The sequence below is a fragment of the Bradyrhizobium sp. USDA 4461 genome (assembly GCF_054055655.1).
This window is the reverse complement of the sequence record NZ_JBSRXM010000001.1, coordinates 6,076,114-6,101,577: the sequence shown is the minus strand read 5'-3', so window position 1 is coordinate 6,101,577 and position 25,464 is coordinate 6,076,114. Positions and strand designations below refer to the sequence as shown.

Below are 25,464 nucleotides of genomic sequence, written 5' to 3'. Positions count from 1 at the left end.
CCGCAGCGTACTGGATACCCCGCATGCGCGGGGCATGACAGTTGTGGGCGGGACAAGTCGGGTTGCCTCAGTACCAGACGCCTTGAATGCCGCAGATGACGGCGACGAGCGAAATCAGCAAACCGATGCCGGAAAACAGCGCGACGGTCACAAGCTGCGTCGAGTCTGAACTGTCTGAACTCTGGGACGCGGACGAAACAGGGATCGACGTCGAAATGCGGGCTGCTGCTTTCGGCATGAAGGAACTCCAAAATGATTCCGTGGTGAAAAATTTCCCCGCCCATTCAGGAGTCCGGGCAGTACGACAAAGGTTCAATACCCACGATGATAGTCGCAGACGAAAACGGCCGGTGTGATCGGCTTCACACCGGCCGCTTCTTACAATGAGAAACAAATTATCCGCGATAGATCGGCGCGCCGGCGGGCGATGCCGTTGCGCCGCCATCGATGAACAGTTCCTGCCCCTGCACATGGGCTGCATCGTCGGACGCCAGGAACAGCACCGTCTTTGAGATATGATCGGGCTCGCCGATGCGGCCGAGCGGCGTGGTCTTGCCGATCCGCGCCTCGAAGACCTTCTCGGCCTCCGGCGTTGCGATCGCAGCCCCCCAGATCGGCGTCCGCACCGCGCCCGGCGCCACCACGTTGACGCGGATGTTGCGCGGCGACAGTTCTGACGCCATCACGCGCGCCATCGCGCGCACGCCGGCCTTGCTCGCCGCATAGGCCGAGTAGCCGGGATTGCCAAGCACCGAAATCACCGAGCCGTTGAGGATGATCGAGGCGCCGTCGTTGAGATAGGGCGCGACTGCCTGCACGGTGAAGAACACGCCGGTGAGATTGGTGCGGATCACATTTTCGAATGCTGCGAGCGTGGTGCCGCCGACCGGCGTCTGGCCGGGAATGCCGGCATTGGCGAACAGCACGTCGTATTTGCCGAACTTCTCGGCGCCCTGCTTCACCGCGGCCTCCAGCGCCGCGACGTCGGTGGCATCGGCCACGACGGCAAGCGCGTTCGGTCCGAGCTCCCTGGCTGCCGCGGCAAGCGTCTCCTTGTTGCGCCCGGTGATGACGACCTTGGCGCCCTCCGCCACGAACAGCTTTGCGGTCGCAAGCCCGATGCCGCTGTTGCCGCCGGTGATCAACGCCGTCTTGTTCGCCAGTCTCATGTCCGCCTCCAGTTGGTTGCATTATTAAACTTCATTGCCTAACTAAGGCATGCGGTTTAATATTGCAACCACACAAGGCCGTGATGAACTCGTCAAAGCGTTTTCGAGCGAAGTGGATCCCGGTTCGCGTGAAGAAAATGCGTCAAAACAAGATTCCCGGAGGCACGTGGTGAAGAGAACCAGCCTTGCCGGCGACAGCTGCCCGGTGGCGCGCGCGCTCGACGTGTTCGGCGACTGGTGGTCGCTCCTGATCATCCGCGACGCCAGCCTCGGCCGCCGCCGCTTCGGCGAATTCCAGGCGAGCCTCGGGCTTGCCAAGAACATCCTCACGACCCGGCTGCGCACGCTGGTCGAGCGCGGCATCCTCAAGACGGTCCCCGCCTCCGACGGCAGCGCCTATCAGGAATATGTGCTGACGCCGAAGGGCCACGGCATCTTCCCGATCCTGGTCGCGCTGCGGCAATGGACCGAGGAGTTCGACGAGCATCCGGACGAGATCGCGACCGTCCTGGTCGATCGCAACAAGGGCAAGCCGGTGAAGAAGCTCGCGCTGCTCTCGCAGGACGGACGCGTGCTTGGTGCAGCGGACACGACGCTGAAGCCGCGGCCTGTGCGGAAGACGGCGCGGCGCGAATTGGCGTAACCCTCGCCGTCATTCCCTGGTGCGCAATTCCGCACCTGGGAATGACAGCGGGATCGCGGGGATGATTGCAGTGACGGATGTTGCTAATTCGACACGACGGGCAACTCAGCAAATCCTGTCAATCCTGCCGAGTAAAAATAATTCGGTTTATCGTAATGACAACTCGGTGTATGGTTCGTCCGTCTCACCCGACACGAGGGGCGCTTCGCGGTCGTCACGAACGTGGGTCGAGATGCGGTGGACGCCGATTGCGCAACTGACGAGTGCGCATGAGGCGGACGGCGAAATCGTGCAGGCCTGACGCCCTAGCGGTAGGTGTCTCTTCCGATTGCGCAGTGCGCGTTGTGAAGACGGTGACAACAAAGCCAAGTCTCGCCGGGGAGAGCACGTATAAGCCGTAACCCATCGCGCAGGGAAAGCCGGATTGCTCCGGTTACACCTGTGGTCCTACCCCCGAGCTTTCTACTCCATTGCTCGGGGCCCATGGGTGCGATCGGCACCCGGCTTTCCCTGCGCCCTCTGTTCAAGAGAGGGCGGAACGAAAGAGCAAAGCTCGGGCAATTGCTGCCGCGAGAACGCGACGCCATGGCCTACCTGCCGTGCAACACATCTGGTGTCGTCCCTGCGAAAGCAGGGACCCATAACCACAGTTGGCTATCGTCGAAGGACGGTGGAATGACGAGCAAGCCCGTTACATCCGCCGCGGAGTATGGGTCCCTGCTTTCGCAGGGACGACGATTATGGATGCAGGCCGGGCTTTACGTGCAGTGTCGTCCTGGCTTCGCCAGGACGACGAAGGGAGAGAGCTCCGAGCACAAGCAGGCCCAACGCCTCCCCCTTACGACAGCTTCCGTCGGCTGCGCAGGCGCAGCTGCTCGTCGGCCTCCAGGCTTGCCATCGCGAGCAGATGGTCGAGAACCTCAAATTTGTGGCGCTGGGCGAGTTTGGCGAGTTCGGTCGCGGCGGCTGCGATCAGGATCAGGGCGTCATCCGGGCCGCCCGCCCCGCCTGTCTCCTCGTCCACCGGTCGCCGCCGGCCGGATGCCCGGCGCTTCCGGCCGCCCCCTGTCCTGCTCAAAAGGCCTAATCCGATTCCCACCCTATATATAAAGAGATACGCCCTTTCCGGCCGCAACTCTAGGACGCATTTTTCAACCTTTGGGATCAAAACTCCACAGTTGGAACCCTTCCTTCAATATCTGGCGATTTGACACCGACCGCCCCAGCACCCATGTTCGCCCCGACACGGCGGGTCGCGAGTCTAGCGGAACCCGCCTTCAAGTTTTCCCGTAAGCTATTGGAATGACATGAATATCGTCATTGTGGAGTCGCCGGCCAAGGCCAAGACGATCAACAAATATCTGGGGTCCTCCTACGAGGTCCTGGCGTCGTTCGGCCATGTTCGCGACCTCCCGGCCAAGAACGGTTCCGTCGATCCGGACGCCAATTTCCAGATGATCTGGGAGGTCGATGCCAAGGCGGCGAGCCGGCTCAACGACATCGCCAAGGCACTCAAGGGCGCCGACCGCCTGATCCTCGCAACCGACCCTGATCGCGAGGGCGAAGCGATCTCCTGGCACGTGCTGGAGGTGATGAAAGAGAAGCGCGCGCTGAAGGACCAGAAGGTCGAGCGCGTGGTGTTCAACGCCATCACCAAGCAGGCCGTCTCCGAGGCCATGAAGGCACCGCGCCAGATCGACGGCGCGCTGGTCGACGCCTATATGGCGCGCCGCGCGCTGGACTATCTGGTCGGCTTCACCCTCTCCCCGGTGCTGTGGCGCAAGCTGCCCGGCGCCCGCTCCGCCGGCCGCGTGCAGTCGGTCGCGCTGCGGCTGGTCTGCGACCGCGAGCTCGAGATCGAGAAGTTCGTGCCGAAGGAATACTGGTCGCTGGTCGCGACGCTGCTGACGCCGCGCGGCGAAGCCTTCGAGGCGCGGCTGGTCGGCGCCGACGGCAAGAAGATCGCACGTCTCGACATCGGCTCCGGCGCGGAAGCCGAGGATTTCAAGAAGGCGATCGAGGCCGCGCTGTTCAAGGTCGCGACCGTCGAGGCCAAGCCGGCGCGGCGCAATCCGCAAGCGCCCTTCACCACCTCGACCCTGCAGCAGGAAGCCAGCCGCAAGCTCGGCTTCGCGCCGGCGCACACCATGCGCATCGCGCAGCGGCTCTATGAAGGCATCGACATCGGCGGCGAGACCACCGGCCTGATCACCTATATGCGAACCGACGGCGTGCAGATCGCCCCCGAGGCGATCACCCAGGCGCGCAAGGTGATCGGCGAGGACTACGGCAATGCCTACGTGCCGGACGCGCCGCGCCAGTACCAGGCCAAGGCCAAGAACGCGCAGGAAGCCCACGAAGCGATCCGCCCGACCGATCTGTCGCGCCGCCCGGTCACGATCGGCCGCCGGCTCGATGCCGATCAGGCGCGGCTTTATGAACTGATCTGGAAGCGCACCATTGCGAGCCAGATGGAGTCGGCCGAGCTCGAGCGCACCACCGTCGACATCGAGGCCAGGGCCGGCTCCCGCGTGCTGGAGCTGCGCGCCTCCGGCCAGGTCATCAAGTTCGACGGCTTCCTCGCGCTCTACCAGGAAAGCCGCGACGACGAGGAGGACGAGGATTCGCGCCGCCTGCCCGCGATGAGCCAGGGCGAGGCCGTGAAGCGCCAGAGCCTTGCCGTCACCCAGCATTTCACCGAACCGCCGCCGCGCTTCTCGGAAGCATCGCTGGTGAAGCGGATGGAAGAGCTCGGCATCGGCCGTCCCTCGACCTACGCCTCGATCCTGCAGGTGCTGAAGGACCGCGGCTACGTCAAGCTGGAGAAGAAGCGGCTGCACGGCGAGGACAAGGGCCGTGTCGTGGTCGCCTTCCTGGAGAACTTCTTCTCGCGCTATGTCGAATACGATTTCACCGCCGATCTGGAAGAGCAGCTCGACCGCATCTCCAACAACGAGATCGCCTGGCAGCAGGTGTTGCAGGAGTTCTGGCGCGGCTTCATCGGCGCGGTCAACGACATCAAGGACCTCCGGGTCGCCGAGGTGCTCGATGCGCTCGACGAGATGCTCGGCCCGCACATCTATCCGCCGCGCGCGGATGGCGGCGACGTCAGGCAGTGCCCAACCTGCGGCACCGGCCGGCTCAATCTGAAGGCCGGCAAGTTCGGCGCCTTCGTCGGTTGCTCGAACTATCCGGAATGCCGTTACACCCGCCCGCTCGCGGCCGACAGCGCCGAGAGCGCCGACCGCGTGCTCGGCACCGATCCCGACACCGGCTTCGACGTCACGGTGAAGGCCGGCCGCTTCGGCCCCTACATCCAGCTCGGCGAGCAGAAGGATTACGCCGAGGGCGAGAAGCCGAAGCGCGCGGGCATTCCGAAGGGCACTTCGCCGGCCGATGTCGATCTCGAATTGGCATTGAAGTTGCTCTCGCTGCCGCGCGAGATCGGCAAGCATCCGGAAACCGGGCAGCCGATCACCGCCGGCCTCGGCCGGTTCGGGCCGTTCGTCAAGCATGAGAAGACCTATGCCAGCCTGGAGGCCGGCGACGAGGTATTCGACATCGGCTTGAACCGCGCGGTCACGCTGATCGCGGAGAAGATCGCCAAGGGCCCGAGCGGCCGCCGCTTCGGCGCCGATCCGGGCAAGCCGCTCGGCGATCACCCGACGCTCGGCGCGGTCGCGCTGAAGAACGGCCGCTACGGCGCCTATGTCGCGGCGGGCGGCGTCAACGCCACGATCCCGAGCGACCGCACGCCCGACGAGGTCACGCTCGCGGAAGCGATCGCGCTGATCGACGAGCGCGCGGCCAAGGGCGGCGGCAAGAAGGCCAAGAAGGTGGCAAAACCTGCCAAGGCGGCCAAGGCCAAATCGGACAAGACCGAGCCGGAGAAGGCTGACGGCGACGCCGAGGCCAAGCCCGCCAAGAAGGCTGCATCGAAAAAGGCCGCGGCGAAACCGAAAGCGGATGCGACCAGCAAAGCGCGCGCGCCGGTCGCTTCCGGTGCCAAGACGTCACCTGCAAAGTCATCGGCACCAGCGAAAGCGCCCGCGAAGAAAAGCGCCGGCAAGGCACGAGGATAAGTGAAACGAAAACCCGACCATGGCTTTCCGGGCCGGGACGCCATCGTCGCCTTCATCCGCGCCAATCCAGGCAAGGTCGGCACCCGCGAGATCGCGCGCGAGTTCGGCCTGAAGAACGCCGACCGTATCGAGCTGAAGCGGATCCTCCGCGAGCTCGCCGACGACGGCACGGTTGCCAAGCGCGGCCGCAAGATCCACGAGCCGGCGGCGCTGCCGCCGACCGTGCTCGCCGACATCACCGGCCGAGACAGCGACGGCGAGTTGATCGCCACCCCCGCCGAGTGGGATAGCGAAGAGAACGGCACCGCTCCGAAAATCCGCATCGAGACGCCGCGGCGGCCGAAGCCCGGCACCACGGCCGGCGTCGGCGACCGCGCGCTGCTGCGGGTCGAAGTGACCGACGAGCAAGACGGCACGCCCTATCGCGGCCGCGTCATCAAGGTGATCGATCACGGCCGCACCCGCATCCTCGGCATCTTCCGCCGCAATCCGGATGGCGGCGGACGCCTGATCCCGGTCGACAAGAAGCAGGCCGGCCGCGAGCTCAACATCGCCAAGTCGGACACCGGCGGCGCCGAAGACGGCGATCTGATCAGCGTCGACCTGATCCGCACCCGAAGCTTCGGGCTCGCATCCGCCCGCGTCAAGGAGCGGCTCGGCTCGATCGCGAGCGAAAAGGCGATCAGTCTGATCGCGATCAACACCCACGACATCCCGCAGGTGTTCTCGTCTTCGGCGCTGCGCGAGGCCGAAGAGGCAAAACCCGCGACCTTGCAGGGCCGCGAGGACTGGCGCGACGTGCCGCTGGTCACCATCGATCCGCCCGATGCCAAGGATCACGACGACGCCGTGCATGCGGAGGTCGACCCCGATCCGAACAACAAGGGCGGCTTCATCGTCCATGTCGCGATCGCCGACGTCGCCTACTATGTGCGCCCCGGCTCGGCGCTCGATCGCGACGCGCTCCAGCGCGGCAACTCGGTGTATTTCCCCGATCGCGTGGTGCCGATGCTGCCCGAGCGGATCTCCAACAATCTCTGCTCGCTGGTGCCGGGCGAGCCGCGCGGCGCGCTCGCGGTGCGGATGGTGATCGGCGCCGATGGCCGCAAGCGCTCGCACAGCTTCCACCGCGTGCTGATGCGCTCGGCCGCGAAGCTCGCTTACGCGCAAGCGCAGGCCGCGATCGACGGCAGGCCGGACGACACGACGGGGCCCCTGCTCGATCCGATCCTCAAGCCGCTGTGGACGGCCTACGAGCTGGTCAAGCTCGCACGCAACGAGCGCGACCCGCTCGATCTCGATCTGCCCGAGCGCAAGATCCTGCTGAAGGGCGACGGCACCGTCGACCGGGTGATCGTGCCGCAGCGGCTCGATGCGCACCGGCTGATCGAGGAGTTCATGATCCTCGCCAACGTCGCCGCGGCCGAGATGCTGGAGAAGAAGGCGCTGCCGCTGATCTATCGCGTGCATGACGAGCCGAGCCAGGAGAAGGTGCACAACCTCCAGGAATTCCTGAAGACGCTCGACCTGCCCTTCACCAAACAAGGCGCGCTGCGTCCCGCGCAGTTCAACCGCGTGCTGGCGCAGGTTGCCGGCGAGGATTATGAACCGCTGGTCAACGAGGTGGTGCTGCGCTCGCAGGCACAGGCCGAATACTCCGCCGAGAATTACGGTCATTTCGGCTTGAACCTGCGCCGCTATGCGCACTTCACCTCGCCAATCCGCCGCTACGCCGATCTGATCGTGCATCGCGCGCTGATCCGGGCGCTCGGGCTCGGCGAAGGCGCCTTGCCGACCGACGAGAGCGTGGAGACGCTGGCCGAGATCGCCGCGCAGATCTCCGTCACCGAACGCCGCGCAATGAAGGCGGAGCGCGAGACCACCGACCGGCTGATCGCGCATTTCCTTGCCGACAAGGTCGGCGCCTCGTTCCAGGGCCGCGTCTCCGGCGTGACCCGCGCCGGCCTGTTCGTGAAGCTCGACGACACCGGCGCCGACGGCCTGATCCCGATCCGCACCATCGGCAGCGAATATTTCAACTACGACGAGACCCGCCACGCACTGATCGGCACGCGCAGCGGCACCATGTATCGGCTCGGCGACGTCGTCGACGTGCGGCTGGTCGAGGCGGCTCCAGTGGCCGGCGCGCTGCGCTTTGAGCTATTATCCGACGGTCGGGCCGTTCCGCGTGACAGAAAACGTGACGGCAAGAGAGCCGAGCGTCGGGCTGCGGGATTCGGCAAGGGACCAAATAAGGGATCGGGCAAGAAGGCGCACAAGGAGCGGAAGGCGCGCAACAAGAAGGACCGCAAGCCGGCGAAGCCAAAGCCCGGCAAATCGAAGCGAGGCAAGTCATGGACCTGAAGTCATGGACCTGAAGTCATGGACGTGACACCGCCGACAGTGGTCTGGACTCGCGATGCGGCCGAGCCCGAGAAGCGCGACGTCTGGAGCGCGATGAAGCGCGGGTTCCGCGGCCGTTGTCCGCGCTGCGGAAAAGGCAAACTGTTCCGCAAGTTTCTGAAATGCGACGGCCATTGCCCGGTCTGCGATCTCGATTTCACACCGCATCGTGCCGACGATCTGCCCGCCTATCTCGTGATCGTCATCGTCGGCCATATCGTGGTACCGACCGCGCTATGGATCGAGACCGACTATTCGCCGCCGGTGTGGCTGCAACTTGCGATCTATCTGCCGTTCACGCTGTTCGCATCGCTGGCATTGTTGCAGCCGGTGAAGGGAGCCGTGATCGGCTTGCAATGGGCCCTGCGCATGCATGGCTTTGACGAAAATGCCCCTAGCGACATCCCGCCGGTCTAGCTAAACCGGGCGATAAGAAGAAATGAAAGGGATGAAATGACTGAAGCTGCCGCACCCGCCGCCGTCGTCCATCAGGGCGAAAAAGAAGCCGATCATCACGCGTATTTCCGGCCGAAGGATGCGGCGACGCTGATCCTGATCGATCGCTCCGGCGCCAAGCCGAAGGTGCTGGTCGGCAAGCGCCACGACAAGGTGGTGTTCATGCCGGGCAAATTCGTCTTCCCCGGCGGCCGCGTCGACAAGGCCGACAACCGCGTACCGGTTGCGGCCCCGATCACGCCTGAGCTCGAAGCCAATCTGCTCAAGGGCAGCCCGAAGATCACGCCCGGCCGCGCACGTGCGCTCGCCAATGCCGCGATCCGCGAAGCCTGCGAGGAAACCGGACTCTGCCTCGGCCGCAAGGTGGAGAAGACGGCGAAGCTCGACGGTCCCTGGGCGCCGTTCGCCGATGCCGGGCTTCTGCCCGATCCGTCCGGCCTGTTCCTGATCGCGCGCGCGATCACTCCGCCCGGCCGCGTCCGACGCTTCGACACCCGTTTCTTCACTGCGGATGCCTCGACCATCGCGCATCGTGTCGAAGGCGTGGTGCATGCCGATGCCGAGCTGGTCGAGCTGGTCTGGGTCGAGATCGGCTCCGAGCCGCTCGCGGATGCGCATGCCATGACCAAGAACGTGCTCGCCGAGCTCGACCGTCGTCTCGCCACCGGCCCGCTCCGCCACGACGCGCCGGTGCCGTTCTTCCACTTCTACGGCGGCAAGATGCAGAAGGACGTGCTGGGGGCGTGAGGAGCGCACGTCATTCCGGGGCGCGCCTCTTGGCGCGAGCCCGGAATCCATTCCTCCACCGACCATGCGGCCCGATGGATTCCGGGCTCTCGCTTCGCGAGCCCCGGAATGACGATGTCGAGGGATCGGCCAAAAACAAAATAATCTTCCCGATGGCGCGCCGCGAAGCGCCACCCTATCTGTTCCGCTAACCACAACAATGACGGAACGGGGCAATGGCGAAGCGTCAACTCAAGCTCGGCGCATTCATGCGGCCGATCAGCATCCACACCGGCGCCTGGCGCTATCCCGGGGCGTGGCCCGACGCCAATTTCAACTTCGATCACATCAAGACGCTGATCCGCAAGCTCGAGGCCGGCAAGTTCGACGCCTTCTTCATGGCCGACCATCTGGCCGTGCTCAACATGCCGATCAATGCGCTGAAGCGCAGCCACACCGTGACCTCGTTCGAGCCGTTCACGCTGCTGTCGGCACTGTCCGCCGTCACCGAGCGGATCGGGCTGATCGCGACCGGCTCGACCACCTTCGACGAGCCCTATCACGTCGCCCGCCGCTTCGCCTCGCTCGACCACATCTCGGGCGGCCGCGCCGGCTGGAACATCGTCACGACCTCCAATCCGGATGCGGCGCTGAATTTCGGCCTCGACGATCACATGGAACATGCCGAGCGCTACAAGCGCGCCCGCGAGTTCTACGACGTCGTCACCGGCCTGTGGGACTCGTTCGCCGACGATGCCTTCGTGCGCGATGTCGAGTCGGGGCTGTTCGTCGATCCCGACAAGATGCATGTGCTCAATCACAAGGGCAAATATCTCTCGGTCCGGGGCCCGCTGAACATCGCCCGTCCCGTGCAGGGCTGGCCTGTCATCGTGCAGGCGGGAGCCTCCGATGACGGACGGCAGCTTGCGGCCGAGACCGCGGAAGCCGTGTTCACCGGCGGCGGCAGCCTTGCGGACGGACAGAAGCTCTATGCCGACATCAAGGGCCGCATGGAAAAGATCGGCCGCGATCCCGAGCATCTGAAGATCCTGCCCGGCGCCTTCGTGGTGGTCGGCGACAGCGTCGAGGAAGCCAAGGAGAAGCGCGCGCTGCTCGACAGCCGCGTGCATTACGACAGCGCGATCGCCTCGCTGTCGGTGATCCTCGGCACCGATGCGTCCACCTTCGATCCCGACGGGCAATTGCCACCGATCCCGGAGACCAATGCCAGCAAGAGCGGCCGGCAGCGCCTCGTCGACGTCGCCGCGCGCGACAAGCTGACCGTGCGCCAGCTCGCGCAGCGCGTCGGCGGCTATGGCGGGCTCGCCTTTGTCGGCACGCCGCAGACCATCGCCGACCAGATGGAGGAATGGCTGGTGGGCCGCGGCAGCGACGGCTTCAACATCATGTTCCCCTATCTGCCGCAGGGCCTGTTCGAGTTCGTCGACCGGGTGGTGCCGGAACTGCAGAAGCGCGGGATCTTCCGGACCGAGTACGAAGGGCGCACCCTGCGCGAGAATCTGGGCCTGCCGCGGCCCAAAAATCAGTTCTTCGAGGGGTAATCGGGCCGGAATCGGCGGGATTTCAGCCCGGAAATCCTTGACTTCTCACGGTTTGTGGCTAGTTTCCGGGCCAAACGCGGGCCGATTTGGCCGGCTCCCGATACCCCTTCATTTTCGAGGATTTGCACATGGCCAAAGCGGTCACCATCAAGGTCAAGCTCGTGTCGACCGCCGACACCGGCTTCTATTACGTCGCCAAGAAGAATTCGCGCACAATGACCGACAAGCTGGTCAAGAAGAAGTACGACCCGGTCGCGCGCAAGCACGTCGAGTTCAAGGAAGCCAAGATCAAGTAAGATCGCCTGCTTCTGACGTTTCAAACGGGGCCCTCGCGGCCCCGTTTTTGCTTTGTGGCCTGACGTCATCCCTCATGTCTTTCGGGCAAGTCCCGGGCGCAGGGCTCACATGATCGCAGGCTTGGACGAGGGAAACGTCGGCGGCTACTCGGTCGCCTACGGCCGCGAGGACACCTACTTTCCGGTCTATGTCACGGCCGCGCTGGCCGCGATCTTCCTGACCACGACCTGGATCACCGGCGCGATCTATTGGCTGGCGCCGGCGGCGGCAGCCGCCGGCTTCACCTATTACAACATCCCGCTGCTGGAGGCCGGCCGTCCGACGATCGGGGCCAATCAGTACGGCATCTTCATCCAGGCCTTCGGGCTGATCCGCTGGCGCGCCATCACGCGCATCGACCTGGTCGAGATCGCCGAGCGCGCGATGACCGTTCACGAATTGCAGATCGCGCTCAACGGGCCGCTCGGCAGCGCGCTGGTGGCCGATTGGCGCAAGCGGCCGGCCTATCGGCTGCTGATGCGCTTGCCGTGGCGCATGGACCATCGTGGCGTGGTCCGCGTCAATCTCGAGCCATTCGACCGGACGCCCGACGAGATCCACCGGACGTTCCTGAGGATGTGGCGCTACTATCGCAGCTAACGCCCGCCGAACGCCTCATCAGGCAGATGCGCATCCGCGACGCGCGCATCCGGATTGTGCGTGATGGTCATGAACCAAATGAGGCTGAAGAACAGCGACCACGCCGTGTTCCAATAGAACCAGTTCATCGGATCACCTCGAACAGCTTTGATCCGCGCCAGCGGGCGAAGATCGCCAGCCGGCGCGGAACGCCGCCAAGTCTACTGCACGACCTCGCCGTGCAGTGCCAGATCCAACCCTTCGCGCTCGATGTCCTTCGTGACGCGAAGCCCGACGAAGAGATTGATCACGAACAGGATGATCAGGCTCACGACCGCATCATACACGAAAACCGTCGCGACGCCGATGCACTGATTGAGGAACTGCCCGGTATTTCCCTCCAGGACGCCTGCCGTGCCGCCATACTGCTCGACCGCGAACACCCCGGTCAGCAGCGCCCCGACGATGCCGCCGAGAGCGTGGACGCCGAAGCAGTCCAGCGCGTCATCGTAGCTGAACATGCGCTTCAAGCCGGTGCATCCCCAGTAGCAGCAGACGCCGGCGGCGATCCCGATCGCGAAGGCGCCGACCGGTCCGACGAAACCGGAGGCCGGCGTGATCGCGACGAGGCCCGCAACAGCACCCGAGCAGATGCCGACAACGGTCGGCTTGCCCTTCAATCCCCACTCCACCAGCATCCAGGTGAAGCCCGCGACCGCCGTGGCGATCTGGGTCACCAGCATGGCCATGCCCGCCTGCATTCCGGCCGTGACCGCGGAGCCGGCGTTGAAGCCGAACCAGCCGACCCACAGCAGCGACGCGCCGATGAAGGTCAGCACCATGTTGTGCGCCGGCCCGGTCTCGACGCGCTTGCCGAGCATGATGGCGCACATCAGGCCGGCCACGCCGGCATTGATGTGCACGACGGTGCCGCCGGCGAAATCGAGAACCTTGACATACGCAGCGTCGTTACCCGCCGAGAAGATGCCGTCGGGCCCCCAGACCCAATGTGCGATCGGCGCGTAGACGAAGATCGCCCACAGCCCGATGAACCAGAGCATCGCGGAGAACTTCATCCGCTCTGCAAACGCGCCGGCGATCAGCGCCGGCGTGATGATGGCGAACGTCATCTGGAAGCAGATATAGACGGACTCGGGAATCGTCGCGGCGAGCGGATTGGGATTGCCGATGCCACCCTTGCCGATGTCGCTCAGGATGTCCTTGAGGAACATGCGGTCCAGGCCGCCGATAAACGGCGTGCCGGCACGAAACGCCAGGCTGTAGGTCAGGACCGCAAACAGGATCGTGACCAGGCAGGTGACGGCGAAACTGGTCATCACGGTGTCGCCGACATTCTTCTTGCGCACCATGCCGCCATAGAACAGGCCGAGCCCCGGCACCGTCATCATCAGGACGAGCGCGACCGACGTGAGCATCCAGGCGGTATCGCCGGAATTCGGCGTGCACTTCTCGAGAATCTTGCCGCCGCAGGCCGGCGGTGCCGCCGCATCCTCAGCCAGCGCAAGGTCGCTGAACAGCAGGCAAAGGAATGCCACGCCCAGCAGAGCAACCACGATTCTCACGAGGTTCCGGCGCGTGTATGTCCCAGACTCCATCATCGTCCTCCCATCACAAGAAATGCTGGTGTTCGGAATGGGTGCAGCGCATTCGGGAGCGCGACGCCGAAAGACGGCGCACGTTCGGTTATCGGGATATCTCGAAGGGCCGCGCGAGGCACAAGGGCTTCCTGCTTGGCGGCGCGGCGAAGGCCGTGGTGCGCGGATCGCTGGAGAATGACGGCGACTAGCCTCATCGCGGCCAGCCCTTCCCATGGGTCCCCAGGCCGGAACCTCAGCGACGGCTTCCGGCACGATTTCTAGCCAACTTCAATCAAGATTCGTGCCACCGGTGCGTGCAGAGTAACGCATTGAAGACGCAGCGACTTCAATCCGTGCACGGAACGGCTTCGCGCCCCATTGCACGTTCTCGTAGCAAGTCATCGATGGAAAAATAGGCAGCAATCAGCGGCTGCCCACGCACGGGGCAGCCGCTGATTTGTCGCGGGATCGGAAACTAGAGCGTTTAGAGTCGAGAGCTCCGTTCCGATTCTATCGGAACGGGAAAGGCGCTAGGCGGTCTTGAGCAGCGGCGGCTGCGCCGGCCGGATCAGCGCGAAGGCAACCTGGATGATGCCGCCGGCAAGACCAAGCGCGACGCCGATGCGCCAGGCCATGGTGTAGGAGCCGAGCGAGTCGTAGATCAGCCCACCTCCGTAAGCGCCGAGGAAGCTGCCGATCTGGTGGCTCATGAAGGCAAGGCCCTGGATCATCGCCTGCCAGCGCAAGCCGAACATTTCGGCCACCGCGCCCGCGACCAGCGGACCGACGCCCATCCAGAGGAACCCCATGATGGCGCCGAACAGCAAGGTCGAGCCCGGCGTTGCCGGCAGCATGAAATACCAGGCAAGCGCCAGCGAGCGCAGGATGTAAATCCCGCCGAGCAGCGCGAGCTTATTCCAGCGCTGGCCGGCCCAGCCGAAGAACAGCGAGCCCAGCACGTTGAAGCCGCCGATCATGCCGAGCGTCTGCGCACTCAGCATCGGATCGAGCCCGCAGATCGCCAGATACGACGGCAGATGCGTGGTCAGGAAGACGAGTTGCATGCCGCAGACCATGTAGGCGCAGGTCATCACCACGAAGGATGCATTGCTGAACGCGGTCTTGGCCGCGGTCGCCGCAGTGGCGTTGCCGATATCGTCACTCGCTGGCTTCGGCAGCGGAATCTTGTCGACGCGGCCGGCGAACAACGCCGCCGGAATCATGAAGACCGAGAGGATCACGAAGCCGGCGAGCCCGACGCGCCAGCCGAAACCTTCATTGAGCATCTGGCCGATCGGCGCCGACAGCAGCGCACCGAGCGAGCCTGCCGCGGAGACGATGCCGAGCACGGTCGAGCGCACCGTCTCCGGCACCGCGCGGGCAGCGACCGACATCGCGATCGCATTCGCGGTGCAGGCGAGCGAGATGCCGATCAGCACGCCGGCACCGATCATGATGCTGACGAGCCCATGCGCGGTCGTCATCAGCACGAGGCCGGCGATATAGGCCAGCGCGCCGACCACCATGATCGGGCGGAAGCCGTAGCGCACCGTCATCGCGCCTGCCAGCGGTTGCAGAAAGCCCCAGGCGAGGTTCTGCACTGCGAGTGCCAGCGTGAAATGGGACACCGAGATACCGATGTCGTGCGTCAGCGGCTGCATGAAGATGCCGAGGCTCTGCCGCAGCCCCATGCTCAGCGTGAGCATGATGGAGGCACCGATCAGAATGGGAAGCGTGGGACGCAAGACCTGCAGCAAGGGCATTGTTTTTGTTCTCCCATAACGGCGCGGCACGTGTGCCACGGCCTGCGATTCACGCATGTTTTAGTTACACAGACCTGTGTACTTAGGCTATACAGGGGGCGAACTGTCAAGCCAAGAGGATCACGGCCGACGCATGGCTTCCCCGCCTCCCAAACAGACCATGAAAGAGCGGATCCTCGAGACCGCCGACAAGCTGTTCTACCTGCAGGGCATTCGCGCCATCGGCGTCGACACCATCGCGGCCGAGATCGGCATCAGCAAGCGCACGCTCTACAATCATTTCCCGTCGAAAGACGCCCTGATCGAAGCCTATCTGCAACGCCGCTTCGTGCAGCCCCGCCCCTCCGACAAGCCGCCGGCCGAGCAGATCCTCGCGACTTTCGATTCGCTGGAGCGGCGCTTTGCGGCGAAGGATTTTCGCGGCTGCCCGTTCGTCAATGCGGTCGCCGAGCTCGGCCCTGACGACGAGGATCGCACCTTCCGAAATATCGCGGTCGCCTTCAAGGAAAGCCGCCGGGTCTGGTTTCGCGATCTGCTGCTGCAACTCGGCGTCGCCGACGCCGAGGGACTTGCGACCCAGCTCACGCTTTTGGTCGACGGCTCGATCGCGCAGGACCTGGTGCGCGACGACCCGGCGATGGCACGCGCAGCCAGGGAAGCCGCCCGCGTGCTGCTGGCGAATGCCGGCGTCAAGGTCGAAAACTCCGCGCCCACGGACAAGAAGCGCCCTGGATAAATCCCGGTTGCATACACAAGTCCGGTTTGGTTGTTAGCGTTGACGGCATGCGACGGCATCCCAATCGGAAATTCCGTCCGGCGAGATAGAGAGTGACCGCACGACAGCCGGCGGCACAACAGGGGAGCGACCATGGAAGATCTTGACGTGACGGCCACCGGCTACGATTTCGCGCCGGCGCGCGCCGCCATGCAGCGGTATATCGACAACGATCTCTTGTCCGGCATCTCCTGGACGGTTCTGGTCGGGCGCGACATCGCCGACACGGGCTGCGTCGGATGGGCGGACAAGGAAGCGCAAACGCCGCTGCGCACCGACCACATCTTCCGGGTGTTCTCCAACACCAAGCTGATCACCTCCTGCGCGGCGCTGCTGTTGTTCGAGGACGGCCGCTTCCGGCTCGACGATCCGATCGAGACCTACATCCCGCAACTCGGAAACCGCAAGGTGCTGCGCCCGGGCGCGACATCGATCGACGACACCGAGCCGGCACAGCGGTCGATCACGATCCGCCAATTGCTGAGCCACAGCGCCGGCTTGAGCTACGGCTTCTTCGATCCCGGCACCGTCATCTTCAAGGCGCTGAACGAGCGCGGCGTGCACAATCCCAATGCGACCCTGGCTCAGATGGTGGACGTGCTGGCCGATCTGCCGCTGATCTATCAGCCGGGCACATCATGGGAATATTCGCTCGCGATCGACGTGATCGCACGCCTGGTGGAAGTCGTCAGCGGCCAGCGCTTCGACCAGTTCATCAAGGAGCGCATCCTCGATCCGCTCGGCATGGTCGATACCGGATTCGTTGTTCCGGAACAGGATCACGGCCGGCTCGTTGCCTATTACGCCGGCGCGGATCTGATGGAGCCGATGAAGCCAGGCCTCACCCGCACCGACAATGCACCGTTCCCCGGCGCCTATCTGCGGCCGATCGCGAGGCTCAACGGCGGCGGTGGGCTGGTCTCGACACTGCCCGACATGGTCGCGCTGATCCGCAGCCTGCTGCCGGGCGGACCGACGCTGCTGAAGCCGGACACCATCACGGCGATGATGTCCAACCAGCTGCCCGCAGGACAGTGGATCCGCTTCGCGATGATGGGCGAGCAGCCCGGCAAGGCGCATGGCCTTGCCGGCGGCCTGATCCTCAACCCCTCCCCGATCGATCATCCCGATGCGGCCGGTGAATTCTACTGGGGCGGCGTCGCGGGCACGCAGTGGTGGATTTCGCCGAAGACGGGCATCGCCGGCGTCATGATGGCGCAGCGCCAGATGGCGTTCGTCCATCCGTTCTCGTTCGAGTTCAAGCGGATGGCTTATGACGCGGTGAAGCGCGGGCCGTAGGTTTATCTACCCTGTCGTCATCCGGAAAGCGGGTGGGTGGATTCACACTCGAAGTGCAACACTTGAGAGAAGGCCTCGAGAGGGGTTTGGAAGTCAAGGCATTTGCGCGGGGTGTTGTTGTAGGCGTTGATCGACTGGCGGAGGCGGCGCGTCGGGAAGGTCGCGAGATCGGTTTTGCGTGGAATGAAGCGGCGCATCCGACCGATCGCATTCTCGATGCCGCCCTTCTGCCAGGGCGCGTGCGGATCGCAGAAGAAGGTCTCGATCGCGAGGCGGTGCAGCTCCAGGTGACAGGCGAACTCGGTCCCATTGTCGAAGGTAACGGTCTGGCACAGGCCTTCCGGCAAGGCAGCAAACAAGCGGACGAGATGACGGGCGATACCGCGCGCGAGCTTGCTGGCGATGCGGATGCCGAGCAGCAGGCGCGAGGTGCGCTCGTGCACGGTCAGGATCGCCTGACCGTATTTGGAGAACATCATCAGGTCGGCTTCCCAATGACCGGGGGCATTGCGATCGGCGGCCTCGATAGGCCGTTTGTCCAAGGAAACACGGCCTTCTATGAAGCTTGCGGGACTGCCGCCCTTCTTGCCGCGGTAGCCGCGTTTGCTCTTGCCGCGTGGCAGATAACGCCGCCAGCTGAAGTCCGAGGTGCGCCGGATCTGGGCGTATATGAAGCGGTAGATGGTCTCGTGGGAGATCACCTTGCGGCCGTGTTCGCGGGCCAGCCGGCCCGCGACCTGCTCGGGCGACCAGCCCTGACCAAGGCGCTCCAAGACCGCGCGGCGCAGGCCGGGCTCCCGTTCGAGGCGTACGCCCGTCCAGCGCCGCGCTCGCATCTGTTGCTGGGCATAGCTGGGTTTGTAGCCGACCTGGGCGCCAGAATTGCGGTTCAGCTCCCGAGAGATCGTTGATGGCGAGCGATCCAGAGCTGCCGCGATTTGCCGCACCGAGCTGCCATTGGCTGAAAGCCGGGCAATCTCGCATCGCTCGTCCAGGGATAGCTGCTCGTAACTCCGCCCCATCGCAACACCTCCTCAAGGAAGTGTTGCACTTCGTTTGTGAACTCAGGGTGCCCAGTATTCCAGAAGCAGTGGCGCTTGCAACGAGAGGCCGCCGCGTACTGTACCCCGCTTTCGCGGGGTATGACGATCGATAATGCGGAGAACGTGACGTGCGCTACGCCGCGGCTGACACCACGCGGTTGCGGCCGTCGTGCTTGGCGCGATAGAGCGCGGTGTCGGCGCGCTTGAGCACGTCGGTGACCTGCTCGCCCTTGCGCTCCAGCGTCGTCAGCCCGATCGAGATCGTGACCGTGATCCGCTTGCCGCCCTTGTCGACGGCAAACGGCTCGCCGGCGATCGAGCGGCGCAAGCGCTCGGCGACCATGCCGGCGACATGCAGATCGGTCTCGGGCATCACGATCACGAACTCCTCGCCGCCATAGCGGCAGGCGAGATCGATGCCCCGGATCGACTTGCGGATGCGAACCGCGAATTCGCGCAGCACGTCGTCGCCGGCATCGTGGCCATAGGTATCGTTGATCGCCTTGAAATAATCGATGTCGAGGATCATCAGCGCCAGCGGCTTGCCGCGGATCGAGGCCTGTTCCGCCAGCGTCGCGAGATGGCTCTCCATGTAGCGCCGGTTATGCAGCCCGGTCAGCGCGTCCGTGATCGCCATCTCGATCGAGTTCTGCACATTGTCGCGCAGATGATCGGTGTAGCGGCGGCGGCGGATCTGGGTGCGCGCCCGCGCCAGCAATTCGTTCTTGTCGACCGGGCGCAGCAGATAGTCGTTGACGCCGATCTCGAGCCCGCGCATCAGCCGCGTGTTGTTGTCGGCATCCGAGATCGCAAGGATCGGCACCTGCCGCGTCCGCTCCAGCGAGCGGGCCTGGCTGCACAGCCGCAGGCCGTCGAAATTGTCGAGGCTGAGCGACACGATCAGCAGATCGTAATTGCCCTCGGCAGCGTGGAACAGCGCTTCCGACGGATTGGTCTCGACGTCGACGGTGTGCTCGGCGGAAAGGATCGGCGCCAGCTTCTCGTAGGACGACGGGCGGTCGTCGACCAAGAGGATGCGGCCGCCGGTGCCCTTGTCGGCGATCGCGCTGCGCTCTGGCGCCTGCATGCCGATCTCGAGCGAGGTGATGGCGCGCATGCGCAGCTCGTCGGTCATCATCTTCAGCCGCGTCAGCGAGCGCACGCGTGCGATCAGCACCACGTCGGACACCGGCTTGGTCAGGAAATCATCGGCGCCGGACTCCAGCCCGCGCACGCGATCGGCCGGACTATCGAGCGCGGTGACGATCACCACCGGAATGAAATGCGTCGCCGGATTGGACTTCAGCCGGCGGCAAACCTCGAAGCCGTCCATGTCGGGCATCATGACATCGAGCAGGATGATGTCGCATTCGGCGCGCGCGCAGATTTCCAGCGCCTCGGTCCCGTTGGACGCGGTCAGCACATCGAAATATTCGGCCGACAGGCGGGCTTCCAACAGCTTGACGTTCGCCGGAACGTCATCGACGACGAGGATACGCGCGGACATTGCACCACAACTCCCCTATCCGATAAAGCGTCGGACAGTCTCAATAAATTTGCCGACCGAGATCGGCTTGGACAAATAGGCTTCGCAGCCGCCCTCGCGGATGCGTTCTTCGTCGCCCTTCATGGCGAAGGCGGTGACCGCGACCACCGGGATCGTGCGCAGGTCGGGATCGTCCTTGATCCAGCGCGTGACCTCGAGGCCGGAAACCTGGGGCAGCTGAATATCCATCAGGATGAGGTCGGGGCGCAGCTTGCGGACGAGATCGAGCGCTTCGAAACCATTGCTGGTGCCCGAAGTCTGATAGCCATGCGCTTCCAACAGATCGCGAAAGAGCTTCATATTGAGCTCATTGTCCTCCACGATCAGGACGGTTTTGGCCATCCCGTCCCTCCCAAACCCAGGAGACGGGCCCTGCTGCGGCACCTCACGCACCGCGCTCGGGACGCGTCGAAAATGTGAATTCAAACTAGCGCCAGAATCGCTCTAACCCGTTAACCCGACATCCAACTTCCGCAGCGTGGTTTCCGTTGCTTGAACACCCGCGGAAGACTCGGGCATGATGGGCCACTCAATAGAGACCATAAGTTAACGGAAAGGCAAACCGACGCGTTGAAAAAGCCTGTTCACAACCCGCGGGAAGTCGCTGAAATCGTTGCGATTCAGGCGCTCGGCTTCGTTGCCGGCGATCCCGAGCGGCTGGGCCTGTTCCTGGCCGAAACCGGAATCGGTCCGGAGACCTTGCGGAACGCGGCATCCAATCCTCAATTTCTTGCGAGCGTGCTCGATTTCGTGATGCGTGACGATGCCACCGTGAAGGCATTCGCCGCCGCCTCCGAATTGCACCCGACCAATATCGCGGCCGCCCATCAGGCGCTTAGTGACCCGAGATGGGAGCGCGACGTGCCGTGACGACGGCAGCGACAGCGCCCAACGGCCCCCTCAGTTTCTGCCGAGACTGCCTCGGCGATCTCGACATCAAGGTGAAGCGATGCAGCCATTGCGGCTCGCCGCGGCTGGTGCGTCACCGCACCCTGCCCGCGCTGGCGCTGGCGCATATCGACTGCGACGCGTTCTATGCGACCGTCGAGAAGCGCGACAATCCCGAGATCGCCGACCGCCCCGTCATCATCGGCGGCGGCAAGCGCGGCGTGGTATCGGCGGCCTGCTATATCGCGCGCACCTATGGCGTCCGCTCGGCGATGCCGATGTTCAAGGCGCTGGAACTCTGCCCTGACGCGACCGTGATCCCGCCCGACATGGCGAAATATGTCCGGGTCGGGCGCGAGGTGCGCCAGGCGATGCAGGCGCTGACGCCGCTGGTCGAGCCGCTGTCGATCGACGAGGCGTTCCTCGATCTCTCCGGCACGCAGCGGGTCCACGGCATGATCCCGGCCAAGGTGCTCGCCAAATTCGCCCGCGAGGTCGAGCGCGACATCGGCATCACGGTGTCGGTCGGGCTGTCCTGCAACAAGTTCCTCGCCAAGATCGCCTCCGACCTCGACAAGCCCAGGGGCTTTGCGGCGCTCGACCAGGAGGAGGCGCGCGAGATGCTGGCAGCCAAGCCGGTCGGCTTCATCTACGGAGTCGGCCCCGCGACGCAGGAAAAGCTGGTACAGCGCGGCTTCCGCATCATCGCCGATTTGCAGCGCGCCGACGAGAACGAGCTGATGAAGCAATTCGCCGGCGAAGGCCGCCGGCTGTGGCGGCTGGCGCGCGGCATCGACGACCGCAGCGTGGTGCCCGACCGCGGCGCCAAGACGATCTCGAGCGAGACCACCTTCGAGACCGACATCCGCGACTTCGCGACGCTGGAAAAACTGCTCTGGAAGCTGTCGGAGAAAACCTCGGCGCGGCTGAAGAGCAGCGACCTCTCAGGATGCACCATCACGCTGAAGCTGAAGACCGCGGATTTCCGCCAGCGCACCCGCTCGCAATCGATCCAGACCCCGACCCAATTGGCCGCAAAGATCTTTGCGGTGACGCGCGAGATGCTGGCCAAGGAGATCGACGGCACCGCGTTCCGCCTGATGGGCGCCGGTGTCAGCGCACTACGCCCGGGCGCGCAGGCCAACGATTCCGACATGCTCGACCGCCGCTCGGCGCACGCCGAACGCGCGATGGACAATCTGCGCAAGAAATTCGGCAATGCCGCCGTGATCCGCGGCATTGCCTATGAGGGGCCGACGAAAAGCGCGGAAGATTAACTCTCACCGGACGTCATCCTGAGGTGCGAGCGGAGCGAGCCTCGAAGGATGCGCGGAAAGATTGGGGCCGTCGCCCTTCGAGACGTGCGCAAGTGCGCGCTCCTCAGGGGTGACGGTCCTTCTTCACGACAGCGCTCAATCCGCGACCGCCACCGCCTCGATCTCGATCAGCCATTCCGGCGCCGCGAGCGCGGTGACGCCAACCAGCGTCGAGGCCGGCGGCTCCATGCCCTCGAAGAACGCCGAGCGTGCCTTGCCGATGATTGCACGCAGCTCCGGCTTGTAGCCGACGACGAAGGTCGTGATCTTGACGATGTTGGAATAGTTCGCGCCGGCAGCCTTCAGCGCCAGGCCGAGGTTCTGCATCACCTGCGTCGTCTGCGCGGCGAGATCGCCGGCGCCGACCACCCGGCCCTCCTCGTCGGTGGACACCTGCCCCGAAATGTAGATCGTGCGCGCGCCCGACGCGACCACGACGTGCGAGTAAGCCGGATTGTGATGCAGGCCGCTGGGACGAAGATGATCTGATTTGCTCATGATGTGCCTCCCTGACACCTGTGTTTCGGGAAGCGTACTCGTCGCGGGTGGTTCAGGCCAGAGGCGGTTTCACAAGCTGCGCAGGCTTGCTCCGCTGTCGTCCCTGCGAAAGCAGGGACCCATAACCACCGAAGGTGATCATTGCGCGACACTGGGGCCACAGCCCCTTCAACAACTCGGCCCTGTGGTTATGGGTCCCGGGTCGCGCGGAGCCTGTCATCGGGCGGCGCTGCGCGCCGACCCGTTGGCTTGCACGGGACGACGGCTGTGTATGTCGAGAAGATCAGCCCTCACTTGCAGGGCTTGGAATCCCTGACGTCGAACTTGTCGAGCGCGCCCGAGATCACGAAATCGTTGTAGTCCAGCACCAGCGCGCGGGACACGCCGTTTTCGTAGAGCTCGAACGACATCGCGTAGACCGGCGTCTGCTCGCCGTCCTTGGCGCGCGCGTCGCTGTCGTAATAGCTCACCGTCACCGGCCAGCGCGTCATGGTCTTCATCGCATCGCTCGCCGTCGACGGATCGGGCGACGACGGCGCGCGGTCGCCTGCGATCGGACGGCCGATCACGGTCAGCGTGTTGTAGACCTTCTCGCCATTGTCGGAGCCGTCATAGACGGTCTGCTCGAGCACCGATTTGCCGTCGCGGGCGGCGGCGATGATGTGCTGGATCTGCTCGGTCGGGAACACGATCTTGCCGTCGATGTTGAAGGTCTTCTTCACCGGCTGGGTCAGCTTCACCGTGATATGATCGCCGACCCGCTCGGCGATGCCGTCGACCGGCGTCGAGTCACCGTCGTTCATCCGCGTGTCGATCTTGAAGCGGTAGCTCTTGCCAGACGCGTCCTCCCACGACGAGGAACGCAGATCCGACAGCGTCACCTTGCCCTCGCCGCTGTCGAGCTCGGAGACCTGGCGGAATTCGGAGGTGTAGCCTTCGCAGGAGTTGCCGGAGAAATTGTACAGGATGCGCCCGCGCGCATCGCTGACCGAATTGGAGCCGCGCGATTTCACCAGGCTCAGATCGTACAGCGCCTGATGCGCGAGAAACGGCCCGCTTGCCGCAACCGCGGCAGACCCTTGAACCAGACCGGATCCTGCGGCAACGGCGATCGTGAGCACCAGGGCACGCAACGGAGTCCGAAACGGCAGGGTCATGGTCTTTCCTCGGGGAGGCAGGGATTCGCCACAATAGTGACGGTGGTATTGCGCCGCAACTGGGGCAAGTTTGACAAAAAATTCATCTCGGCGCCGAAAGTGCCGTCAATTTCAGCAACTTTCCCTGCGATTCCGCACGCCATGGCCGCACGGGCTTCACTTTCCCGTCGCTTGCAACCGGCGGCACGATGCGCGAAACAATCGAAACAAACCCGGCCCTGACCGCGTTTCAGGCTTCGTGCAATCCAATTGGGGGACAAAAAATGGCGGGTACCGTCGAACAAAAACTGGCGTCACAGGGCATCACACTTCCCGAGCCGACCTCCCCGGTCGCGAACTATGTCCCCTTCGTCCGCAGCGGAAACCTGCTGTTCGTCTCGGGCCAGGTCTGCTTCAACGCCGACGGCAAGCTGATCGCCAAGGGCAAGCTTGGGGCCGGCGTCACGCTCGAGCAAGGCGTCGCTGCCGCGCAGGGCTGCGCGATCAATTTGCTGGCGCAGATCAAGGCCGCGCTCGGCGACCTCGACAAGGTCGTGCGCGTGGTGCGGCTCGGCGGCTTCATCAACTCGGCGCCGGATTTCTTCGACGGACCGAAGGTCCTGAACGGCGCGTCCGACCTGATGGTTGCGGCATTCGGCGACAAGGGCCGTCACGCCCGCACCACGGTCGGCGTCGCCTCGCTGCCGGCGGATGCCGCGGTCGAGGTCGAAGGCGTGTTCGAAGTCGCCTGATCGATGCGCGCGCCGGATTGGCTGACCAAGCGGCCGGTCGCCCATCGCGGCCTGCATGATGCCGCACGCGGCATCATCGAGAACATGCCGGCCGCGGCCAACGCCGCGGTATCAGGCAATTTCGCCATCGAATGCGACATCCAGCTCAGTGCCGACGGCGAGGCGATGGTGCATCACGACGATGCTCTTGGCCGCCTCACCGAGGGTTCGGGTCTGCTGGCGTCCAAGACCGCGGCCGAGCTGAAGGCGGTCAAATTCAAGGACACTGCCGAGCAGATGATGACGCTCGGCGATCTCTGCACGCTGGTCGCCGGCCGCGTTCCGCTGGTGGTCGAGGTGAAGAGCCATTTCGACGGCGACCGCAAGCTGGTCACCCGGATGGCCGAGGTGCTGGCGTCCTATTCCGGTCCTGTGGTCGGCATGTCCTTCGATCCCGACCAGGTGCTGGCGCTGCGCGAGATCATGCCGGACCTGCCGCGCGGCATCACCGCCCAGCGCAGCTATGACGACGGTTACTGGGACAAGCTGACGCCGGCGCAGCGCGACGGCATGCTGTATCTGCGCCACGGCTTCAGGACCGAGCCGCATTTCGTCGCCTTCTGGGTCAACCAGCTCCCGGCGCCCGCGCCCTGGATCGCCCGCAATGTGTTCGGCTGCCCGCTGCTGGCCTGGACCGTGCGGACGGCGGAACAGCGCGAACGCGCGGCGCGCTTCGCCGACCAGATGATTTTCGAAGGGTTTGTGCCGGGAACCTGACATGTCCCAGACTGACCCTTTGCAGTCTTGAACTCGTCGCTGCAACGCACGATGTTGGCAAGGGTTGGTTGGTCAAGCGTTGGTCGTCATCGGCGATGGCGGAATGCGGAGCATGATCCGGAAGTGGAGCCAGCTGTT

General features: G+C 64.5%; 26 protein-coding genes. 15 read left to right on the top strand and 11 right to left on the bottom strand.

Annotated elements, in window-relative coordinates; all coding sequences use genetic code 11:
- Positions 1-67: 67 nt before the first annotated feature.
- Positions 68-238, bottom strand: coding sequence for a hypothetical protein (locus tag ACVINW_RS28590; protein ID WP_456754368.1), 171 nt, complete (start codon positions 236-238; stop codon positions 68-70).
- A gap of 157 nt (positions 239-395) precedes the next feature.
- The gene (locus tag ACVINW_RS28585; RefSeq protein ID WP_456754367.1) at positions 396-1,169 is read right to left on the bottom strand and encodes an SDR family NAD(P)-dependent oxidoreductase; all 774 of its coding nucleotides are present in this window, start codon (positions 1,167-1,169) and stop codon (positions 396-398) included.
- A gap of 166 nt (positions 1,170-1,335) precedes the next feature.
- Between ACVINW_RS28585 and ACVINW_RS28580 the strand changes: the two genes are divergently transcribed.
- Complete coding sequence (locus tag ACVINW_RS28580) at positions 1,336-1,812, top strand: winged helix-turn-helix transcriptional regulator (protein ID WP_456754366.1); 477 nt, start codon at positions 1,336-1,338, stop codon at positions 1,810-1,812.
- Between the two features lie 838 nt (positions 1,813-2,650).
- Here ACVINW_RS28580 and ACVINW_RS28575 read toward each other — a convergent pair.
- Positions 2,651-2,836, bottom strand: a complete 186-nt coding sequence (locus ACVINW_RS28575; protein WP_456754365.1) for a hypothetical protein — start codon at positions 2,834-2,836, stop codon at positions 2,651-2,653.
- 283 nt (positions 2,837-3,119) lie between these two features.
- Between ACVINW_RS28575 and topA the strand changes: the two genes are divergently transcribed.
- From topA to ACVINW_RS28540, 7 genes are all read left to right on the top strand, one after another.
- Entirely contained in the window at positions 3,120-5,894 is a 2,775-nt protein-coding gene (gene topA / locus ACVINW_RS28570) for a type I DNA topoisomerase (RefSeq protein ID WP_456754364.1), read from the top strand.
- The gene (rnr, locus tag ACVINW_RS28565; RefSeq protein ID WP_456754363.1) at positions 5,895-8,258 is read left to right on the top strand and encodes a ribonuclease R; all 2,364 of its coding nucleotides are present in this window, start codon (positions 5,895-5,897) and stop codon (positions 8,256-8,258) included. It abuts the gene before it with no gap.
- A gap of 18 nt (positions 8,259-8,276) precedes the next feature.
- The gene (locus ACVINW_RS28560; protein WP_456754362.1) at positions 8,277-8,714 is read left to right on the top strand and encodes a DUF983 domain-containing protein; all 438 of its coding nucleotides are present in this window, start codon (positions 8,277-8,279) and stop codon (positions 8,712-8,714) included.
- A 36-nt stretch (positions 8,715-8,750) separates the two neighbouring features.
- Positions 8,751-9,500: an NUDIX hydrolase gene (locus ACVINW_RS28555; protein ID WP_050627458.1), complete on the top strand. Its 750-nt coding sequence runs from the start codon at positions 8,751-8,753 to the stop codon at positions 9,498-9,500.
- Between the two features lie 215 nt (positions 9,501-9,715).
- Entirely contained in the window at positions 9,716-11,041 is a 1,326-nt protein-coding gene (locus tag ACVINW_RS28550) for an LLM class flavin-dependent oxidoreductase (RefSeq protein WP_456754361.1), read from the top strand.
- A 128-nt stretch (positions 11,042-11,169) separates the two neighbouring features.
- The gene (rpmG, locus tag ACVINW_RS28545; RefSeq protein WP_018271988.1) at positions 11,170-11,337 is read left to right on the top strand and encodes a 50S ribosomal protein L33; all 168 of its coding nucleotides are present in this window, start codon (positions 11,170-11,172) and stop codon (positions 11,335-11,337) included.
- 109 nt (positions 11,338-11,446) lie between these two features.
- On the top strand, positions 11,447-11,977 hold the full coding sequence (locus ACVINW_RS28540; RefSeq protein WP_456754360.1) for a hypothetical protein: 531 nt from the start codon (positions 11,447-11,449) through the stop codon (positions 11,975-11,977).
- Here ACVINW_RS28540 and ACVINW_RS28535 read toward each other — a convergent pair.
- Positions 11,974-12,105: a hypothetical protein gene (locus ACVINW_RS28535; protein ID WP_456754359.1), complete on the bottom strand. Its 132-nt coding sequence runs from the start codon at positions 12,103-12,105 to the stop codon at positions 11,974-11,976. The genes ACVINW_RS28540 and ACVINW_RS28535 overlap by 4 nt on opposite strands.
- Positions 12,106-12,177: 72 nt before the next feature.
- On the bottom strand, positions 12,178-13,575 hold the full coding sequence (locus ACVINW_RS28530; RefSeq protein WP_456754358.1) for an ammonium transporter: 1,398 nt from the start codon (positions 13,573-13,575) through the stop codon (positions 12,178-12,180).
- Positions 13,576-13,613: 38 nt separating this feature from the next.
- On the opposite strand from ACVINW_RS28530, the gene ACVINW_RS28525 reads away from it, so the two are divergent.
- Complete coding sequence (locus tag ACVINW_RS28525; protein ID WP_456754357.1) at positions 13,614-13,763, top strand: hypothetical protein; 150 nt, start codon at positions 13,614-13,616, stop codon at positions 13,761-13,763.
- Between the two features lie 321 nt (positions 13,764-14,084).
- Here ACVINW_RS28525 and ACVINW_RS28520 read toward each other — a convergent pair whose 3' ends face one another.
- Entirely contained in the window at positions 14,085-15,317 is a 1,233-nt protein-coding gene (locus tag ACVINW_RS28520; protein ID WP_456754356.1) for an MFS transporter, read from the bottom strand.
- 133 nt (positions 15,318-15,450) lie between these two features.
- On the opposite strand from ACVINW_RS28520, the gene ACVINW_RS28515 reads away from it, so the two are divergent.
- Together ACVINW_RS28515 and ACVINW_RS28510 are read left to right on the top strand one after the other, a co-directional pair.
- Positions 15,451-16,053: a TetR/AcrR family transcriptional regulator gene (locus tag ACVINW_RS28515; RefSeq protein WP_456754355.1), complete on the top strand. Its 603-nt coding sequence runs from the start codon at positions 15,451-15,453 to the stop codon at positions 16,051-16,053.
- Between the two features lie 132 nt (positions 16,054-16,185).
- Positions 16,186-17,391, top strand: coding sequence for a serine hydrolase domain-containing protein (locus tag ACVINW_RS28510; protein WP_456754354.1), 1,206 nt, complete (start codon positions 16,186-16,188; stop codon positions 17,389-17,391).
- A 17-nt stretch (positions 17,392-17,408) separates the two neighbouring features.
- Here the strand turns inward: ACVINW_RS28510 and ACVINW_RS28505 are convergent, their stop codons facing one another.
- The 3 genes from ACVINW_RS28505 to ACVINW_RS28495 form a co-directional block, all read right to left on the bottom strand.
- Positions 17,409-18,413, bottom strand: coding sequence for an IS30 family transposase (locus ACVINW_RS28505; RefSeq protein WP_456754353.1), 1,005 nt, complete (start codon positions 18,411-18,413; stop codon positions 17,409-17,411).
- A 154-nt stretch (positions 18,414-18,567) separates the two neighbouring features.
- Positions 18,568-19,941, bottom strand: a complete 1,374-nt coding sequence (locus ACVINW_RS28500) for a PleD family two-component system response regulator (protein WP_456754352.1) — start codon at positions 19,939-19,941, stop codon at positions 18,568-18,570.
- Between the two features lie 15 nt (positions 19,942-19,956).
- Positions 19,957-20,322, bottom strand: a complete 366-nt coding sequence (locus ACVINW_RS28495; RefSeq protein WP_016845968.1) for a response regulator — start codon at positions 20,320-20,322, stop codon at positions 19,957-19,959.
- Positions 20,323-20,550: 228 nt separating this feature from the next.
- On the opposite strand from ACVINW_RS28495, the gene ACVINW_RS28490 reads away from it, so the two are divergent.
- Together ACVINW_RS28490 and ACVINW_RS28485 are read left to right on the top strand one after the other, a co-directional pair.
- Positions 20,551-20,850: a DUF3572 domain-containing protein gene (locus ACVINW_RS28490; protein ID WP_456756522.1), complete on the top strand. Its 300-nt coding sequence runs from the start codon at positions 20,551-20,553 to the stop codon at positions 20,848-20,850.
- Entirely contained in the window at positions 20,829-22,145 is a 1,317-nt protein-coding gene (locus tag ACVINW_RS28485) for a DNA polymerase IV (RefSeq protein ID WP_456754351.1), read from the top strand. The genes ACVINW_RS28490 and ACVINW_RS28485 overlap by 22 nt, the downstream gene beginning before the upstream one ends.
- 135 nt (positions 22,146-22,280) lie before the next feature.
- Here the strand turns inward: ACVINW_RS28485 and ACVINW_RS28480 are convergent, their stop codons facing one another.
- Both ACVINW_RS28480 and ACVINW_RS28475 read right to left on the bottom strand, forming a co-directional pair.
- On the bottom strand, positions 22,281-22,682 hold the full coding sequence (locus ACVINW_RS28480; protein ID WP_456754350.1) for a RidA family protein: 402 nt from the start codon (positions 22,680-22,682) through the stop codon (positions 22,281-22,283).
- 290 nt (positions 22,683-22,972) lie between these two features.
- Positions 22,973-23,839: a cell envelope integrity EipB family protein gene (locus ACVINW_RS28475; RefSeq protein ID WP_456754349.1), complete on the bottom strand. Its 867-nt coding sequence runs from the start codon at positions 23,837-23,839 to the stop codon at positions 22,973-22,975.
- A 263-nt stretch (positions 23,840-24,102) separates the two neighbouring features.
- Between ACVINW_RS28475 and ACVINW_RS28470 the strand changes: the two genes are divergently transcribed.
- A complete protein-coding gene (locus ACVINW_RS28470; RefSeq protein ID WP_456754348.1) occupies positions 24,103-24,570 on the top strand; it encodes a RidA family protein in 468 nt (155 codons plus the stop codon).
- Between the two features lie 3 nt (positions 24,571-24,573).
- Positions 24,574-25,326, top strand: a complete 753-nt coding sequence (locus tag ACVINW_RS28465; RefSeq protein WP_456754347.1) for a glycerophosphodiester phosphodiesterase — start codon at positions 24,574-24,576, stop codon at positions 25,324-25,326.
- Positions 25,327-25,464 lie beyond the last annotated feature (138 nt).

Excerpts from the sequence above, each read along its gene's own strand:
- ACVINW_RS28495 (WP_016845968.1), bottom strand. The coding sequence starts at position 20,322 with ATGGCCAAAACCGTCCTGATCGTGGAGGACAATGAGCTCAATATGAAG.
- topA (WP_456754364.1), top strand. The coding sequence starts at position 3,120 with ATGAATATCGTCATTGTGGAGTCGCCGGCCAAGGCCAAGACGATCAAC.
- rpmG (WP_018271988.1), top strand. The coding sequence starts at position 11,170 with ATGGCCAAAGCGGTCACCATCAAGGTCAAGCTCGTGTCGACCGCCGAC.
- ACVINW_RS28535 (WP_456754359.1), bottom strand. The coding sequence starts at position 12,105 with ATGAACTGGTTCTATTGGAACACGGCGTGGTCGCTGTTCTTCAGCCTC.
- ACVINW_RS28540 (WP_456754360.1), top strand. The coding sequence starts at position 11,447 with ATGATCGCAGGCTTGGACGAGGGAAACGTCGGCGGCTACTCGGTCGCC.
- ACVINW_RS28550 (WP_456754361.1), top strand. The coding sequence starts at position 9,716 with ATGGCGAAGCGTCAACTCAAGCTCGGCGCATTCATGCGGCCGATCAGC.
- ACVINW_RS28480 (WP_456754350.1), bottom strand. The coding sequence starts at position 22,682 with ATGAGCAAATCAGATCATCTTCGTCCCAGCGGCCTGCATCACAATCCG.
- ACVINW_RS28505 (WP_456754353.1), bottom strand. The coding sequence starts at position 18,413 with ATGGGGCGGAGTTACGAGCAGCTATCCCTGGACGAGCGATGCGAGATT.
- ACVINW_RS28585 (WP_456754367.1), bottom strand. The coding sequence starts at position 1,169 with ATGAGACTGGCGAACAAGACGGCGTTGATCACCGGCGGCAACAGCGGC.
- ACVINW_RS28590 (WP_456754368.1), bottom strand. The coding sequence starts at position 238 with ATGCCGAAAGCAGCAGCCCGCATTTCGACGTCGATCCCTGTTTCGTCC.
- ACVINW_RS28465 (WP_456754347.1), top strand. The coding sequence starts at position 24,574 with ATGCGCGCGCCGGATTGGCTGACCAAGCGGCCGGTCGCCCATCGCGGC.
- ACVINW_RS28520 (WP_456754356.1), bottom strand. The coding sequence starts at position 15,317 with ATGCCCTTGCTGCAGGTCTTGCGTCCCACGCTTCCCATTCTGATCGGT.
- ACVINW_RS28530 (WP_456754358.1), bottom strand. The coding sequence starts at position 13,575 with ATGATGGAGTCTGGGACATACACGCGCCGGAACCTCGTGAGAATCGTG.
- ACVINW_RS28560 (WP_456754362.1), top strand. The coding sequence starts at position 8,277 with ATGGACGTGACACCGCCGACAGTGGTCTGGACTCGCGATGCGGCCGAG.
- ACVINW_RS28510 (WP_456754354.1), top strand. The coding sequence starts at position 16,186 with ATGGAAGATCTTGACGTGACGGCCACCGGCTACGATTTCGCGCCGGCG.
- ACVINW_RS28470 (WP_456754348.1), top strand. The coding sequence starts at position 24,103 with ATGGCGGGTACCGTCGAACAAAAACTGGCGTCACAGGGCATCACACTT.
- ACVINW_RS28555 (WP_050627458.1), top strand. The coding sequence starts at position 8,751 with ATGACTGAAGCTGCCGCACCCGCCGCCGTCGTCCATCAGGGCGAAAAA.
- ACVINW_RS28500 (WP_456754352.1), bottom strand. The coding sequence starts at position 19,941 with ATGTCCGCGCGTATCCTCGTCGTCGATGACGTTCCGGCGAACGTCAAG.
- ACVINW_RS28485 (WP_456754351.1), top strand. The coding sequence starts at position 20,829 with ATGGGAGCGCGACGTGCCGTGACGACGGCAGCGACAGCGCCCAACGGC.
- ACVINW_RS28515 (WP_456754355.1), top strand. The coding sequence starts at position 15,451 with ATGGCTTCCCCGCCTCCCAAACAGACCATGAAAGAGCGGATCCTCGAG.
- ACVINW_RS28475 (WP_456754349.1), bottom strand. The coding sequence starts at position 23,839 with ATGACCCTGCCGTTTCGGACTCCGTTGCGTGCCCTGGTGCTCACGATC.